Below are 15132 nucleotides of genomic sequence, written 5' to 3' on the forward strand. Positions count from 1 at the left end.
GGCCGCGGATCAGGATGTCCGTGGGCAGGGAGCCGATGGTGAAGCTCTTGGCCTCGGTGCGCAGCGCATAGTCCAGCGTCTCGCGCGCCAGGTTGATGTCGCCACGGCCGCTGATCACCGCATCCTCGGTATCGACCAGCACGGTCCGGGTGGAGAGGACGCCGCGCCGCAGGCCGAGATCGGCCACGAAGCACTGCACCCGCGTGCGGTTGGGCAGGCCCAGCGCCGAGAGGATGGCATTGCCCAGCCGCAGCCCCGAGATATCGACCAGCAGGGCCGAGAGGTTGCCGCCCGCCATGCCGAGGGTGACGGCGCCGTCGCCCCGCCCCAGCATCTCCGCCACGCTGCGGCCCTGGGTCTCGATGCGGGCGGAGCCGCCGATCGCCCCCTGGCCCTCCCCCAGCGGCGTGACCCCCATCAGCCGCGAGAGATCGACGCGCTGGAAGGAGATCCCGGCCTTCGCGCGCAGCCCGCCGCCCTCGGCCGGCGCGGCGTCGAGCTGGAGCTCGATCCGACCGCGGCCGACGCCGAAGCGCAGCGGCTTCAGCGCGATGGCGCCGTCGGTGATGGCCAGCTCGGCGTGCACATTGTCCAGCGGCATGGCCTGGCCGAGGATCTGGGCGCCGTCATAGTTCAGGCGGATATCGGCGGCCTGCAGCCTGGGCAGGTTCACCGGCGTGTCGGGCAGCACGCGCTGCCGGCGCGCCGGTGCCGCATCGCCCGGCTTGGCGCCGACGAAGCCGCCGAGATCGCCCAGGTCCACCCGCCGGGAGCGCAGGGTGGCCGTCACCAGCGGGCGGGTGCCCTTGCGCGGCTCCACGGCGATGTCGCCGTTCAGGTCGCTGCGGCCGACCCGCCCTTCCATGCCGATGAAGCGCACGGCGCCCGCCGCGTAGTCCAGCTGGCCGGTGATGCGGTAGGGCGGCGTGGCAGGGATGGGCACGCCGGTCAGCGGCGTCAGCAGCGCCATGTCGGTGCCCGAGAAATCGAGCCGCAGATTGGCGCCGGCGAAGCGCAGCGGGTCGCTCAGCGTGCCGCGCAGGCTGACCTGGGTCGGGCCGTTCTCCACCGTCAGCTCCACCGGCCAGGGATTGTCGGCATCGCGCAGCGAGAGCACGGCGCCGCCCAGCAGCCGGCCGGTGATGGGCTGGCCGGCGTAGCGCCCCTCGGCGGCGAGGCGCAGCCGGGCGGGCTGCCCCTCCGGATGCTCCGTCCCGGCGGTGACCTGCATGTCGGCGCGCAGCGGCGCCAGCGCCACATGCGCCGCCCCCTCGGTGATGCGCAATTCGCCGATCTGCGGCGCCGGCCCCGGTTCAGCCTCCGGCTCCGGCGCCGCGTCGCCCCCGGACAGGGCGGGGAAGGAATAGTTGTTCCGCCCTTCCGCATCGGCCAGCACCTCCAGCCGGGGGCGGTCGATGGCGATCTCGGGCAGCACGATGCGGCGCTCGCGGATGAAGGCCATCACGTCCACGCGCACGCGCAGGCGCGGCACGGCGGCGAAGGGCGGATCGGCTGGGAAGCCTTCCGGGTTGTCCACGCGCAGGTCGGTGAGGGTGATGTCGGTGAGCCGGCCGAGGCTGACATCCAGCCCGCCGATCTGCACGGGGCGGCCGAGCGCCGCCTCGGCGCGCCGCTCCAGCAGCGGGATGAACCAGGCCCAGGACCACAGCAGGACCAGGGTAAGGAGCAGCAGCGCCGGGATGCCGGTCCAGATCAGCACGCGGCGCAAAGGTCGTGCCGCCATGGGTCAGGCCCTCCCGCTCTTGGGGCTGCCGGCGCCGGCAGCCCTGCGGGAAGGAAAGCGCGGAAAGGCCCCAGGGTTGCGTCCGCGTTGCGGCGGGGGTGGGGATCAACCCACCGCCCACGCCGCGGGATCAGCCGCCCGGGCGGCCCGCGTCGAAGCCGAGGAAGCCACGGTCCGGCTTCGGCGCGCCGCCATCCTCGGCCCAGAGGCGCGGCGCGACGGGCGCCGGGCGGGGCTCGGCGGCCATGCGCGGCGCCGGCGATGGGCGCGGCGCCGGACCCCGCGCGAGGGCGGGCGGGGTGGAGGGCGCGGCCGCCTGGGACGGCACGCTGATCGGCGCCGGCCCGCGCGAGGACAGCAGGAAGAAGGCGATCTCGCTGCGCCCCTGGTCCACGGCTGAATCGATCGGCGTCAGGCCCAGCATGTTGCGCGCGCCGAGGTCGGCGCCACGCGCCATGGCATCGCGCGCGGCGGCCATGTCGCCCCGGTTGATGGCGTCGAACAGCGCCTCGTTGGGGCCGAGATTCTGCCCCGCCTCGGCCGGGATCGGCGGCGCGCTGGGCCGGCCGGCCAGGCCCGGCAGGGCGGGCGGCTCGGCGCGGCGCTGCTGCGGCTGGGCTTCGGGCGTCATCGGCCCGCGCAGCCGCTGGTATTGCTCCTGGGCCTGGGCGGGCCGGCCAGGGACCAGGGCGGCAGCCAGGCCGGCGGCCAGGGCGGCACCCGTCAGGGCGAGGGAGGCGAGCATCGGGAGACGGCGCATGGCGACCTCTCTAGAACATTTCCGGCGCCCGGCGAAGCCACCCGGCGCGATCCTGGGCCACAGGGGCGGCCGGCCGCCGCGTCAGCCGCAGCCCTGGCCCCGCAGGGTGAAGCTCTCCACCCGGTCGTTGCGGATGGCGAAGGTCATGTCGCACTGCACCACCGCGTAGCTGGACGGCACGGCCCAGGGGCGGCGATAGCCGTAATAGCCATAGCCCCAGGGATCGCCCGGCACCATCACCGTCTGCCGCTGCTCGAACTGCAGGAAGCGGCGGCCCTCCGTCTCGTAGCTGCGGACAGGCACGCCGAGCTGCGCCACCAGATCCCCCTCGCTGCGGTTGATGAAGGTGGCGAGCCGCTGCTCCAGCGTCGGGCCGGGCGCGGCGCAGGCGGCCAGCAGGACTGGCAAGGCAAGGCTCGGAATCAGGCGGCGCATGGTTGGACCCTCCACACCCTACATAGGAAACGCAGGGGATGGCGGCAAAGTGGCAGCGAGATCACCGTCCCTCGCGCCGCCAGGCGACCAGCGCCAGCCCCAGCACCAGCGGCAGGGCCAGCCAGGGCGGCAGCAATGGCAGGGCGGCGATTCCCGTCACCAGATGGTCCTGGTTGCGGCGCAGCCCGATCCAGCTTCCCCCCGTGGCATCCCGCCCCAGGGCCACGCGGCGCAGCTCGGGCAGCGCCGGGGCCTCGGCCACGCCCAGCCAGTGGGCGCCGCCGCCGGTAGCGCGGGCCAGCGGCAGGGCGGCACCGGCATCGGCGCGGAGGTCGGCCATCTCCAGCGGGTTGGCGGCGGCGGCGGCGGCGAAGGCGGTGCGGCGGCCATCGCTCGCCTGCCACACGCCGGGCAGGCCGGCGGGCAGCTCCAGCACCGCCTGCCCGCCGCCCGAGGGCTGCGGCGCGCGGCGCGTGACCGTGCCGTCCGGCGCGGTGACGGCAATCTCGGGCGGCGCGCCGGCCTCGACGCTGCGGCGCGTGACGGTGAGGGTGCCGCCCTCGATGCGGGCGGTCAGGTCCTCCTCCTCCAGCTCCGGCTCCTTCATCAGCCAGTGGGCGGCGCGGCGCAGCAGCTCGGCCTGCGGGCCGCCGCCATCATGCCCGCGCGACCACAGCCAGATCTGGTCGGACAGCAGCAGGGCGACGCGCCCCTCCCCCACCCGGTCCAGTTGCAGCAGCGGGTCGCCGCCCGGGCCGTCCATCACCGTCACGCCGCTTTGCGGCTGGGCGCGGAGATGGCGGTACCAGCGGCCCCAGGCGGGCTCGGCATTGCCGGCATTGGCGCCGGCGAGGCCTTGGGTGACGGGGTGGCGCGTGCCGGCCTCCGTCACGCGCGGGCGGAAGGCGCCCTCGGCCAGGGCACCATTGCCGGCGCCCGCCGTGGCGGGCCGGGCGGGCAGCACCTGCCCCAGCGGCGTGCCGGCGAGGCTGGACGGCCCGGTGAACTCCGGCCCCACCGAGAGCAGCAGCGCGCCGCCGCCGCGCACATAGTCGGCGATGTTGCGCAGATACATGGGCGGCAGGATGCCGCGGTTGCTGAAGCGGTCGAAGACGATCAGGTCGAACTCGCGCAGCTTCACCTGGAACAGCTCGCGCACCGGGAAGGCGATCAGCGCCAGCTCGTTCAGCGGCGTCAGGTCGTCCTTCTCCGGCGGGCGCAGGATGGTGAAGTGGACGAGGTCGACATTCGGGTCCGCCTTCAGCAGGCGGCGCCAGGTGCGCTCGCCGGAATGCGGCTCACCCGAGACCAGCAGCACGCGCAGCCGGTCCCGCACCCCGTTCACCGTGACGACGGCGCGGTTGTTCAGCGGCGAGACCTCCCCCGCCCTCGCCTCGGCGGTCAACTCCACCACGCTCGGGCCGCCGCGCTCGATGGGCAGGGTGATGCGGTGCTCGCGCCCGAGCGGCACGCTCTCCACGCGCGGCGGGGCGCCATCCCGCCGCAGGGTGAGGCGCACGGCGCCGCCCGTCTCCCGCGCGCCGAGATCCTCCACCACCACGCGCAGCTCCACGCTGCGGCCGACGATGCCGTAGCCAGGCGCCTCGATGATCCGGATGCGCCGGTCCGTCTCGCCCGGCTGGCCGGGCAGCACCAGGTGCAGCGGCGCCTCGAAGGAGGGCTGGGCCGGGATGTCGTGCGCCTGCCCGTCGGTCAGGGCGATGATTCCGGCCAGCCGGGCGCGCGGGATCTCGGCCAGCGCGCGGTCGATGGCGGTGAACAGCCGGGTGCCCTGCCGCCCGCCCTCCGGCAGGTCGACGGTGCGCAGCTCCAGGTCGGGGAAGCGGGCGGCGGCCTGCTCGATGGCGCTGCGGGCGGCATCGAGCTGCGCGGCACGAGGGCCGATGCGGGCGGAATCGCTGCGGTCCTGCACCAGCAGGGCGATGTCCGGCCGGGTCTCGCGCGTCTCCTCGACGAGACGGGGATTGGCCAGCGCCAGCAGCAGCACGGCGAAGGAGAGCGCCCGCCAGCCCACGCCCCGCGCCCGCCGCCACAGAGCCGGCGCCAGCGCCAGCAGGGCCAGCAGCGCCAGCGCCCCCAGCAGCCAGAGCGGCAGGATGGGCGCGAAGTCGAGACCGGCGATGGCCTGGCGCATGGTGGGCTACTCCGCTGTACGGGCGGGAGGAAGAGAAGCGATTCTTCTTTTTCTGAAGAAAAAGAAGCAAAAAGACTTTTCGGGTTTGGCGTCACGCCGTTCCACCGGCGCCACGCCAACGAACAAAAGTTTTTTGGTTCTTTTTTCCAAAAAAGAACCCTTCAATTCCCCAGCCTTTCGAGGATGGCCGGCACATGGACCTGGTCGCCCTTGTAGTTGCCGGTCAGCGCGTACATCACGAGGTTGACGCCGAAGCGGTAGGCCAGCGTGCGCTGCCGCGCGCCCCCGGGGATGACGGCGTAGGGGTTGTTGCCCCGCGCATCGACGGCCCAGGCCCCCGCCCAGTCATGCCCGCCGATGATGACGGGGCTGACGCTGTCATTCGCCCGGTCCTCCTGCCGCGAGACCCAGACCTGCCCGCCGGCGAAGCGCCCCGGCAGCTCGGGCGGCAGCAGGTAGAAGGAGCGGGTCAGCACATGCTCCGGTGAGACCGGGGCGAGCGGCGGGATGGCCAGCGGCCGCGTCACGCGCTGCAAGGCCGCGGCGGCGCCGGGGGCGAAGCCCTCGCCCGAACCCTCGCCGCGCGTGTCGATGAGGATGATGCCGCCCTGGCGCATGAAGTCGTTCAGCGCGCCGGCGGCGGCGCCGGCGGGCGTCGGCGTCTCGGCGGTGATCACCCAGTAGAGCAGCGGCAGGGTGGAGAGGTCGTCCTGCCCCGGACGGACGGCCACCGGCTCGCCCAGCGCGGCGGCGGTGCGGCGGTTGACGTAGTCCGAGAGGCCGACGAGCCCCTGGCGCACCGTCTCGTCCAGCCCGGCATCCTCGCTGGCGACATAGCCGATGCGGGTGGCCAGCGGCATGTCTTGCGCCCAGGCGGGGGTGGAGGCCAGCGCCACCAGCAGCGGCAGCGCCGCCAGCCGCGCGGCGCGCCCGATAAGCCCGCGCTGCACCAGCGAGAGCAGCAGGTCCGCCGACAGCAGCAGCAGCGCGGCGGCGAGCAGCCAGGGCCCCAGGTCGCGCTCCGCCGGCACGCCGCCGATGGCCTGGAAGGCGGTGCCAGGCGGCGGCGCCGCCAGGGCACGCGGCGCGGGCAGACTCGCGGAAAGGTTCAGCGCGCGGCGCTCGCCGCCCTCGCCCGGCACGCCGTACCAGCCGGGCGGGTGGCGCGGCCCCGGCGCCGTCTCGGCGAAGCGGTTGGCGGGGATGGCGCCCGCCCCGCCCGGCGCCGGGCCGAGGCGGCCGAAGCCGTCCATCGTCTCCAGCGGCGCCAGCGGCTGGCTGCCCTCGGCGCCCGCCACGCCGGAGGAGAGGGCCACGACCCGCCGCAGCATGTCGATGAACAGGCCGGAGAGCGGCAGGTTGGACCACTCGGCATTGGCGGTGACGTGGAACAGCACGATGCGCCCCGCCCCGCGCGCCTCGGCGGTGACGAGCGGGGTGCCGTCGGCCAGCCGCGCCCATGTGCGGTCGGAGAGCTGCGGCCCCGGCTCGGCCAGCACCTGGGTGGAGATGGCCACCTCGGCCGGGGTGGGCAGGCCGGCGAAGGGCGAGCCGTCGGCGAAGGGGGCGAGGCCCTGCGGCTGCTCCCAGGAGAGCGCGCCGCCGAGCTGCCGCTCGCCCGCGCGGAGGCGCACCGGCAGCAGCGTGTCCGGCGCCTCGGCCAGGCGCGGCCCGGCGAAGCGGATCAGCGTGCCGCCCTCCTCCACCCAGCGGGCGAGCGCGGCGCGCTCGGCGCCCTCGGGCAGCGGACGGTCGGCCAGCACCATCACGGCGAGCTGGCGGGAGAGCAGCGGCGCGACACCCCCCTGGCGCAGCTCGGCATAGGGCTCCAGCGCCCGCTCCAGGTAGTAGAGCGAGCCGATCAGCGGCGTGGAGGCGCCCTGCTCCACCGGCCCGACCAGCCCGACGGGGCGGCGGCGGAAGCGCTCATCGAGCAGCACGGCGGCGCCGGCCGTCTCCTCCCCTTCGATCTCCAGCCGGGTGATCTGGTTGCGGATCTCGATCGGCAGGTCGAGCGCCGCCTCGCCCGCCTCCCCTCCGGCGGCCACGGGGATGGTGGCGCGGGCCAGGGCACGGCCATCGCCGGTGCGGGCCAGCACCGCCACCTCGCCCGCCATGGCGGCGGGGGTCTGGCGCAGGGCGAGGTGCAGCCGGTCCGGCTCGGCGCGGGGCGGCAGCAGCAGTCGGGTGGCGCGGCCCTCGGCGCGGGCGAGGGTCAGCGGGCCGGCGGCGGCCAGGGCCGTGGCGAGCGGCGTGAAGCCATCCCCCTGCGCCTGGTGCTCCACGCCATCGGCCAAATAGAGGCTGGCGAAGCCGCCGGGGTTCTGCGGCACCCAGGCCTGCAGGGCGGCCAGGGCGGCGGCGCGGTCCGGCGCCCAGGGCTTGGGGCGCAGCGCGGCGAGCCGGGCGCGCAGCGCCTCGGCCGGCATCAGCGCGCTGGCGCGGAGCGCCTCGCCATTCTCGGCCGGCGCGGTGGTGAGCAGGGCGGCGCGGCGGCCCTCGCGCGCGGCGGCCTCCAGCGCGGCCTGGGCGGCGGCGGCGCGGGCCGGCCAGTCGGCAGCGCTGGGCCAGCCGTCATCGACCACCAGCAGCAGCGGCCCATCGCCCTGCGCGGCGGCGCCCGGCCCCCAGACGGGGCGGGAGAGGCCGAGCACGATCAGCGCCGCCGCGGCGAGGCGCAGCAGCAGCAGCCACCAGGGCGTGCGGGCGGGCGTCTCCTCCGGCGCCGGCAGGTCGCGCAGCAGGCGCAGCGCCGGGAAGGCCTGCCGGCGCGGCGCCGGCGGCGTGACGCGCAGCAGCCACCAGATCAGCGGCAGGGCCGGCAGCGCCAGCAGCAGCCAGGGGGCGACGAAGCCGATCGGACCGAGGGACAGCACGCGCGAGCCTCTCCTTCTGGATGGGCCGTCTCAGGAACTAGCCGGGCGCCAGGGCCTGCCACAGCGCCAGCAGGGCCGCCTCCGGCGGCGTGTCGGTGCGGTGGGTGGCGAAGGACCAGCCCGCGGCGCCAGCGATGGCGGCGAGACCCGCCCGGTGCGCCGCCAGCCGCTCGGCATACAATGCACGCACACCCTCAACGCGCGGTAACAGCAGCGGGGTTTCCGTGGCCGCCACGCCTTCGAAGCGCACCCGCCCGGCATAGGGCAGCGTCTCCTCCGCCGGGTCCAGCACCTGCAGCAGGTGGCCGCGCACGCCGCGCCCGGCCAGCGCCGCCACCGCCGCCCGGATCTCCTCCAGCGGCGCCAGGAAATCGCCGAACAGCACGGCGCGGGCGTGGCGGGGCAGCGCCTCGTCGGCGGCAGGCGGCGCGTGGCGGGAGAGGGTGTCGGCCACCGAGGCCAGGGCGCCGCGTCCGGCGAAGGCGCGGCGGGCGCCCAGCAGCCGCACCCGCTCGCCGCCGCGCAGCAGCAGCGAGGCCAACGCCAACAGCAGCAGCTCGGCCCGCTCGCGCTTCTCGGGGCGGTCGCGGCCGCCGCGCCAGGCCATGCCGGGGCTGGCGTCGCGCCACAGCGCCACGCTCTGCGCCGCCTCCCACTCGGTCTCCCGCACGAAGAGGCGGTCGGACTTGGCGCTCTGCCGCCAATCGATGCGGCCCACCGCGTCGCCGGCCAGATAGGGGCGGAACTGCCAGAAGGCATCGCCCTGGCCGGCGCGGCGGCGGCCGTGCACGCCCTGCATGACGGTGGCCGCCACGCGCTCGGCCGCCACCACCAGCGGCGGCAGGCGGCCGCCCAGCGCCTCGGCGGCGAGCGGGTTCAGCGGCGGCGCGGCGCCGCGGGATGCCGGCTCAGCCAAGGCTGGCCTTCAGCGCGCCGATCACATCCGCGAGCTTCACGCCATCGGCGCGGGCGGAGAAGTTGAGCGCCATGCGGTGGCGCAGCACCGGCTCGGCCAGCGCCAGAACGTCCTCCACGCTGGGGGCGAGGCGGCCATCGAGCACGGCGCGGGCGCGGGTGGCCAGCATCAGCGCCTGCGCCGCGCGCGGGCCGGGCCCCCAGGCGAGGTGCTGGCGCACGGCGGGCAGGGTGCCGGTTTCCGGCCGGGCGCCGCGCACCAGCTTCAGGATGGCGTCCAGCACCTGCTCGCCCACCGGGATGCGGCGGATCAGCGCCTGCGCGGCCAGCAGCTCGGCGGCGGTCATGGCGGGCTCGGCGCGCGCCTCGGCGTTGCCGGTGGTGGCCAGCAGCATGGCGCGCTCCGCCGCCTCGTCCGGGTAGGTAACCTCGATCTCCAGCAGGAAGCGGTCGAGCTGCGCCTCGGGCAGCGGATAGGTGCCCTCCTGCTCGATCGGGTTCTGCGTGGCCAGCACATGGAAGGGGGCGGGCAGCGGGTGGGCCTGGCCGGCGATGGCCACCTTCCGCTCCTGCATCGCCTGCAACAGGGCGGACTGGGTGCGCGGGCTGGCGCGGTTGATCTCATCGGCCATCAGCAGCTGGCAGAAGACGGGGCCCTTGATGAAGCGGAAGGCGCGCCGGCCGTCCGCCCCCTCCTCCAGCACCTCGGAGCCCAGGATGTCGGCCGGCATCAGGTCGGGGGTGAACTGCACGCGGCTCTCATCGAGCCCCAGCACGGTGCCGAGCGTCTCCACCAGCCGCGTCTTGCCCAGGCCCGGCACGCCCACCAGCAGCACATGCCCGCCGGAGAGGATGGTGATCAGCACCTGCTCCACCACCTCGGGCTGGCCGAAGATCACCCGCCCCACCGCGGCGCGGACACGGGCCAGGCGGGTGCCCAGCGCCTCCACCTCCGCGACGAGGATGTTCGGATCGGTGGGGTCGGCCACTTCAACCATGCCGCTACGCCTCCTTATATAGACCGGATATGGGAAGCCGGCCCGCCTTGGCCAGCCCGCCCCTTCTGCCAGGAGCGAGACTTGGGGAAGCCTATGACCGTCGGGCGCATGGACGAAGCATTGAAACAATCCGCAGGCGAGAATGCCTGCCGACGACGGGAGGATGCTGCCGCCGTGCTGAACACCGCACCGCCGAGGGGCCGCACCGGGACCGCCCCGGGCCCGGCCCGCCCGAAACACGATTGCGGCATGCTGGACATGCGCATCGCCAAGGATGGCTCCTGGCACTACCAGGGCAGCCCGATCGGCCGGAAGGAGCTGGTCTGCCTCTTCGCCTCCGTGCTGAAGCGCGAGGCGGATGGCCGCTACCTGCTGGAGACCCCGGTGGAGCGCGGCGAGATCACCGTCGAGGACGCACCCTTCGTCGCCGTCGAGGTGTTCTGGCGCCGCTGCGAGGGGCGGCAATGCCTGACCTTCCGCACCAACCTCGACGAGATGGTGACGGCCGATGCCGACCACCCGATCCGCGTCGCCATCGACCGCCGCTCGCGCGAGCCGCGCCCCTACGTGATGGTGCGGCCGGGGCTGGAGGCGCGCATCAACCGCGCCGTCTTCTACGAGCTGGTGGCCCTGGCCGAGACGGAGAAGGTGGAAGGCCGCGAGCTGCTGGGCGTCTGGAGCGAGGGGGTGTTCTTCCCCATCGACGAGGTGCCGGCCGAGTCGCGCAACGGGGCCGCCGCCGCGGAATGAGCGCCGCCGCATGAGCCCTGCCGCATGAGGGCGGCCGCGTGAACGACGCGCCGCTGCCCGTGCCCGCCGCCCCGCCGCTGGATGTGGCGGAGGTGGCCCGCCGCCTCTCCGACCCGGCCCGGCTGGCGCGGGGCGGCGGCACCGTGCCGCCGGAGGGCGGCCGCGCCGCCGCCGTGCTGGTGCCCGTGGTGCTGCACGAGGCCGGCCCCACCCTGCTGCTGACCCTGCGGGCGGAGCGGCTTTCCAGCCATGCCGGGCAGGTGGCCTTCCCCGGTGGCCGCATCGAGCCGGGGGAGAACCCGGAGCAGGCGGCCCTGCGGGAGGCGGCGGAGGAGGTCGGGCTCGACCCGCGCCTGCCCCGCATCCTCGGCCGGCTGCCGGAGCATGTCACCGGCACCGGCTTCCATGTGACGCCGGTGCTGGCGCTGCTGGAGCCGCCGCTGAACCTGATGCCCTCGCCGGACGAGGTGGCGCTGGTCTTCGAATACGCGCTGGCCCCGCTGCTCGACCCGGCGCTGCCGCAGCGCCAGAGCGCGCTGTGGAAGGGCGAGCGGCGGCATTTCTACGTCTGGCCGCACGAGACGCATTACGTGTGGGGCGCCACGGCGGCCATCATGCACAGCCTGGCGGTGGCGCTGCGGGAGGCCTAGCCGGCCGCATCCTCGCTGGCCGCATCCTCCGCCGCCAGGCTCGCCCGCATCCAGGCCAGGAAGGCGCGGGCCGCCGGCCCCTCCGCCCGGGCCGAGAAGGGAATCGCCGCCAGCCCCTCGGCGAAGGGGGCGAAGCCGCAGGGGGCGGCGAGCCGGCCCTGCTCCAGCGCCTCCCGCGCCATGCGCCGCTCCAGCAGCGCCACGCCGAGGCCGCCCAGGGCCGCCTCCAGGCAGAGATGGGTGTGCGGGAAGCGCAGCTCGGCCGCGCAATCCACGTAGCACCCGGTGGCCTCCTGCCACAGCGCCCAGGCGCGCGGCGTGTGCTCCTGCGCGATCCGCGCCGGCGCGCGCAGGGCGCCGGGCGTCACCGCCACCGGGTAGCCGGGGGCACAGACCGGGCCGAAGGCCACGCCCCCCAGCGGCAGGGCGCGCGCCCGGTCGGCCGGCGGATAGGCGGCGCGGTCCCAGGCGATGACCAGGTCCGCCCCCTCCTGCCGCAGCTGCCGCGCCGAGGTCATGGAAAGCCGCAGCCGCACGCCCGGATGCGCGCCGTAGAACCCGCCCAGCCGCGGCACCAGCCAGCGCATGGCGAAGGTGGCGCTGCACGCCACGTGCAGCGAGGGGCCGTGCGCCTCCTCCAGCACGGAGCGCCAGCCCTCCTCCAGCGCATCCAGCGCCCCGGCCACCTGGCGGCGCAGCGCCTCGCCCTGCGCGTTCAGGCGGATGCCGGTGCCGGCGCGGTCGAACAGCGGCACGCCCGCCGCCTCCTGCAGGGCGCGGATCTGCCGGCTGACGGCGCCATGGGTGCGGCCCAGCTCCGCCGCCGCCCGCCCCACCGAGTTCAGTCGCGCCGCCGCCTCGAAGGCGCGCAGCGCGGAGAGCGGCGGCAGGCGCCGGGGCTTCCCCTCCCCCTCCGGCATGGCGGGCTCCTTGGTGAGTTTTCCGCACCGATGGGCGGCGCCGAACTCGATATCGGCGGCGCCGCGCCGCGTCTAGAGAAGGCGCGGCATTCACCAAGGAGGGCCGGTCGGCATGGCCATCATCCGGACGATCGAGGCGCTGGAGCAGCTCTATGGCGGCGCGGCGGCGGTGGGCGAGGCCTCCACCGCCAAGGTGGCGGACCACGTCACGCCGGAGTACCGGCGGATCATCGAGGCGGCGCCCTTCCTGGCGCTGGCCACGGTGGGGCCGGAGGGGCTGGACTGCTCGCCGCGTGGCGACCGCGGCGCGGTGGCGGTGGTGGACGGCCCCCGCCGCCTGCTGCTGCCCGACCGGCGCGGCAACAACCGCATCGACAGCCTGCGCAACGTGGTGCGCGACCCGCGCGTGGCGCTGATGTTCCTGATCCCCGGCAGCGGCAACGCGCTGCGCGTCAATGGCGCGGCGCATCTGGAGGACGACCCGGCCCTGCTGGAGCGCCTCTCGGCCGAGGGGAAGGCGCCGCGCAGCGTCATGGTGATCGAAGTGCGGGAGGTCTATTTCCAGTGCGCCCGCGCAATCCTCCGCGCCGGGCTGTGGCAGGCGGAGCGGCAGGTGGACCCGGCGACGCTGCCCAGCCCCGGCCGCATCCTGGCGGCGATGAGCGGCGGCCGCGTCGGCGGCGAGGCCTATGACCGGGAATGGCCGGAGCGGGCGCGGCAATCCATGTGGTGAGGCGGCGGAGGCATTTGGCAGGCGGCCGCGCCGGGCCTATCTGTGGGGGCCGGCGCGCCTTCCCTCCGCGGCGCCGCCCCCGAGGAGCCGCCCCGCCATGAAGCTCTACGAGATCCCGGCGCATCTGCCCTTCCTGCCCACCCTGGCGGAGGGCGTGCTGGGCTGGGTGGGGCTGGACGACCCGCTGGCCCTCTCCCGCACCACCATCCTGCTGCCGACGCGCCGCGCCGCCCTCGCCCTGCGCGAGGCCTTCCTGCGCACCGCCGGCAACCGCACCCTGCTGCTGCCGCGCATGCGCGCGCTCACCGGCCTCTCCACCCAGGAGGCGGACGAGCTGTCCCTGCCCGTGCTGCTGGACCTGCCGCCGGCGGTGGACCCGGCCCGGCGCCAGGCGGTGCTGACCGACCTGGTGATGCGCCTGCCCTCCCGCTTCGGCGGGCCGAACACGCCGGAGCAGGCCTGGACCCTCGCCGCCGCCCTGGCCGAGCTGATGGACGAGACGGCGCTGGAGGGCTGCGACGACTGCCTGCTCGCCTCGCTGGTGCCGGACGAGTTCGCCGCCCACTGGCAGGTGACGCACACCTTCCTGCGCGGCGTGCTGGATGCCTGGGGGGCGTGGCTCGCCGAGCAGGGGCTGATGGATATCGGCCCCCGCCGCGTCGCCGCGCTGGAGGCGCAGGCCGAGGCGTGGAAGCGCGAGCCGCCCGCCGACCCCGTCATCGCCGCCGGCATCGGCGCCGGCGGCACCATCCCCGCGGCCGCGGCGCTGCTGAAGGTGGTGGCGCGGCTGCCGCAGGGCTGCGTGGTGCTGCACGGCCCGGGCGAGGTGAAGTCGGCCGAGCTGTGGGCCGCCATCGGCGAGAGCCCCACCCATCCGCTCTCCGGCCAGGTGCGCCTGCTCTCGGCGATGGACGCGACGCCGGGCGACCTGCGGCCCTGGCCGGGCAATGGCGCGGGGCAGGCGCCGCTGATCCGCCGCGCCGAGCTGCTCTCCTGCTCGCTGCGCCCGGCCGCCGGGCTCGATGCCTGGCTGACCCGCCGCCCCGCCCACTGGGAGCCGTCGCTGCGCGGCCTCTCGCTGCTGGAGGCGCCGGACGTGCAGGCGGAGGCGGTGGCCATCGCCCTGCTGCTGCGCGAGGCGCTGGAGCACCCCGGCGCCCGCGCCGCGCTGATCACGCCGGACCGCGAGCTGGGCCGCCGCGTCGCCGCCGAGCTGACCCGCCACGGCGTGCTGGCCGACGATTCCGCCGGCCAGCCGCTGGGCGAGACGCCGACGGGGGCCTATCTGCGCCTGCTCGCCCGCACGGTGGGCGAGGATTTCGCGCCCGTGCCGCTGCTTTCGCTGCTGAAGCACCCGCTCTCGGCCGGCGGCCTGGCGCGCGCCGAGTGGATGGAGGCGGTGCGACTGCTGGAGCGGCGCGCGCTGCGCGGCCCGCGCCCCGCGCCGGGTCTGGCCGGGCTGCGCGCCCGCGTGCTGGAAGCCTTCCGCCGCGAGAAGGATGCCGCCCTGCTGGCCACGGTGATGCGGCTGATCGAGGCGCTGGAGCGCTGCCTGGACGGCTTCGACAGCCTGCCCGACAGCCCCGCCCGGCCGCCGGCCGACCTGCTCGACGCCCACCTGACCGCCGCCGAGGCGCTGGCCTCCACGCGCGACCGCCCCGGCGGGCTCCGCCTCTATGCCGGCGAGGAGGGCGAGCCGCTGGCGGTGCATCTCTCGCAGATGCCGCCCGCGCTGCGCGCCCTGCCGCCGATGAGCCCGGCCGGCTGGCCCGCCCTGTTCGACGCCTCGCTGGCAGGGCCCTCGGCGCCCAGCGTGCGCATCGGCCGGGGGCGGGACCATGCCGAGCATCCGCGCATCGCCATCCTCGGGCTGCTGGAGGCGCGGCTGCAGGATTTCGACCTCGCCATCCTGGGCAGCCTGGAGGAAGGCGTCTGGCCGCAGGCGACCGACCCAGGCCCCTGGCTGAGCCGCCCGATGCGCACCGATTTCGGCCTGCCCGAGCCGGAGAGCCGCATCGGCCGCGTCGCCGCCGACTTCCTGCTGGCCGCCGCCTCGGCGCCGCGCGTGGTGCTCTCCTGGGCGCGCAAGCGGGCCGGCGCCCCCACCGTGCCCTCGCGCTGGCTGACGCGGCTGGAGACCTTCCTCTCCGGGCAGCGGGACGCGGCGCATCCGCGCGGCCTGGCGCTGCCGCGCAG

At 75.8% G+C, this 15132-nt stretch carries 12 protein-coding genes; 4 read left to right on the forward strand and 8 right to left on the reverse strand.

Annotated elements, in window-relative coordinates; all coding sequences use genetic code 11:
• The 7 genes from ACZJYS_RS15835 to ACZJYS_RS15865 all read right to left on the reverse strand — a co-directional run.
• On the reverse strand, positions 1–1744 hold a 1744-nt coding region (locus ACZJYS_RS15835; protein WP_493179558.1), incomplete at its 3' end, for an AsmA family protein.
• Between the two features lie 130 nt (positions 1745–1874).
• Entirely contained in the window at positions 1875–2504 is a 630-nt protein-coding gene (locus ACZJYS_RS15840; RefSeq protein WP_146201967.1) for an ankyrin repeat domain-containing protein, read from the reverse strand.
• A gap of 81 nt (positions 2505–2585) precedes the next feature.
• A complete protein-coding gene (locus tag ACZJYS_RS15845) occupies positions 2586–2939 on the reverse strand; it encodes a hypothetical protein (RefSeq protein ID WP_109518851.1) in 354 nt (117 codons plus the stop codon).
• Between the two features lie 61 nt (positions 2940–3000).
• The gene (locus tag ACZJYS_RS15850; protein ID WP_493179559.1) at positions 3001–5094 is read right to left on the reverse strand and encodes a hypothetical protein; all 2094 of its coding nucleotides are present in this window, start codon (positions 5092–5094) and stop codon (positions 3001–3003) included.
• A 161-nt stretch (positions 5095–5255) separates the two neighbouring features.
• Positions 5256–7970, reverse strand: a complete 2715-nt coding sequence (locus ACZJYS_RS15855; protein WP_493179560.1) for a DUF4159 domain-containing protein — start codon at positions 7968–7970, stop codon at positions 5256–5258.
• 37 nt (positions 7971–8007) lie between these two features.
• Positions 8008–8886, reverse strand: coding sequence for a DUF58 domain-containing protein (locus ACZJYS_RS15860; protein ID WP_493179561.1), 879 nt, complete (start codon positions 8884–8886; stop codon positions 8008–8010).
• Complete coding sequence (locus tag ACZJYS_RS15865; RefSeq protein ID WP_493179562.1) at positions 8879–9883, reverse strand: AAA family ATPase; 1005 nt, start codon at positions 9881–9883, stop codon at positions 8879–8881. Before ACZJYS_RS15865 ends, ACZJYS_RS15860 begins: the two co-directional genes overlap by 8 nt.
• A gap of 249 nt (positions 9884–10132) precedes the next feature.
• Here ACZJYS_RS15865 and ACZJYS_RS15870 point away from each other — a divergent pair, with 249 nt between their 5' ends.
• Positions 10133–10633, forward strand: coding sequence for a DUF1285 domain-containing protein (locus ACZJYS_RS15870; RefSeq protein WP_245906638.1), 501 nt, complete (start codon positions 10133–10135; stop codon positions 10631–10633).
• A gap of 38 nt (positions 10634–10671) precedes the next feature.
• Complete coding sequence (locus ACZJYS_RS15875; protein ID WP_109518848.1) at positions 10672–11283, forward strand: CoA pyrophosphatase; 612 nt, start codon at positions 10672–10674, stop codon at positions 11281–11283.
• On the opposite strand, the gene ACZJYS_RS15880 is transcribed toward ACZJYS_RS15875, so the two are convergent.
• Positions 11280–12203, reverse strand: a complete 924-nt coding sequence (locus tag ACZJYS_RS15880) for a LysR substrate-binding domain-containing protein (protein ID WP_379652079.1) — start codon at positions 12201–12203, stop codon at positions 11280–11282. The two genes, ACZJYS_RS15875 and ACZJYS_RS15880, sit on opposite strands and share 4 nt — an antisense overlap.
• 112 nt (positions 12204–12315) lie before the next feature.
• On the opposite strand from ACZJYS_RS15880, the gene ACZJYS_RS15885 reads away from it, so the two are divergent.
• Both ACZJYS_RS15885 and addB read left to right on the forward strand, forming a co-directional pair.
• A complete protein-coding gene (locus ACZJYS_RS15885) occupies positions 12316–12936 on the forward strand; it encodes a pyridoxamine 5'-phosphate oxidase family protein (protein ID WP_493179563.1) in 621 nt (206 codons plus the stop codon).
• 97 nt (positions 12937–13033) lie between these two features.
• A partial coding sequence (gene addB / locus ACZJYS_RS15890; RefSeq protein ID WP_493179564.1) for a double-strand break repair protein AddB occupies positions 13034–15132 on the forward strand: 2099 nt, incomplete at its 3' end.

It is taken from the genome of Roseomonas sp. TS2, assembly GCF_058833935.1.

Excerpts from the sequence above, each read along its gene's own strand:
- ACZJYS_RS15840 (WP_146201967.1), bottom strand. The coding sequence starts at position 2,504 with ATGCGCCGTCTCCCGATGCTCGCCTCCCTCGCCCTGACGGGTGCCGCC.
- ACZJYS_RS15845 (WP_109518851.1), bottom strand. The coding sequence starts at position 2,939 with ATGCGCCGCCTGATTCCGAGCCTTGCCTTGCCAGTCCTGCTGGCCGCC.
- ACZJYS_RS15850 (WP_493179559.1), bottom strand. The coding sequence starts at position 5,094 with ATGCGCCAGGCCATCGCCGGTCTCGACTTCGCGCCCATCCTGCCGCTC.
- ACZJYS_RS15865 (WP_493179562.1), bottom strand. The coding sequence starts at position 9,883 with ATGGTTGAAGTGGCCGACCCCACCGATCCGAACATCCTCGTCGCGGAG.
- ACZJYS_RS15870 (WP_245906638.1), top strand. The coding sequence starts at position 10,133 with ATGCTGGACATGCGCATCGCCAAGGATGGCTCCTGGCACTACCAGGGC.
- ACZJYS_RS15880 (WP_379652079.1), bottom strand. The coding sequence starts at position 12,203 with ATGCCGGAGGGGGAGGGGAAGCCCCGGCGCCTGCCGCCGCTCTCCGCG.
- ACZJYS_RS15885 (WP_493179563.1), top strand. The coding sequence starts at position 12,316 with ATGGCCATCATCCGGACGATCGAGGCGCTGGAGCAGCTCTATGGCGGC.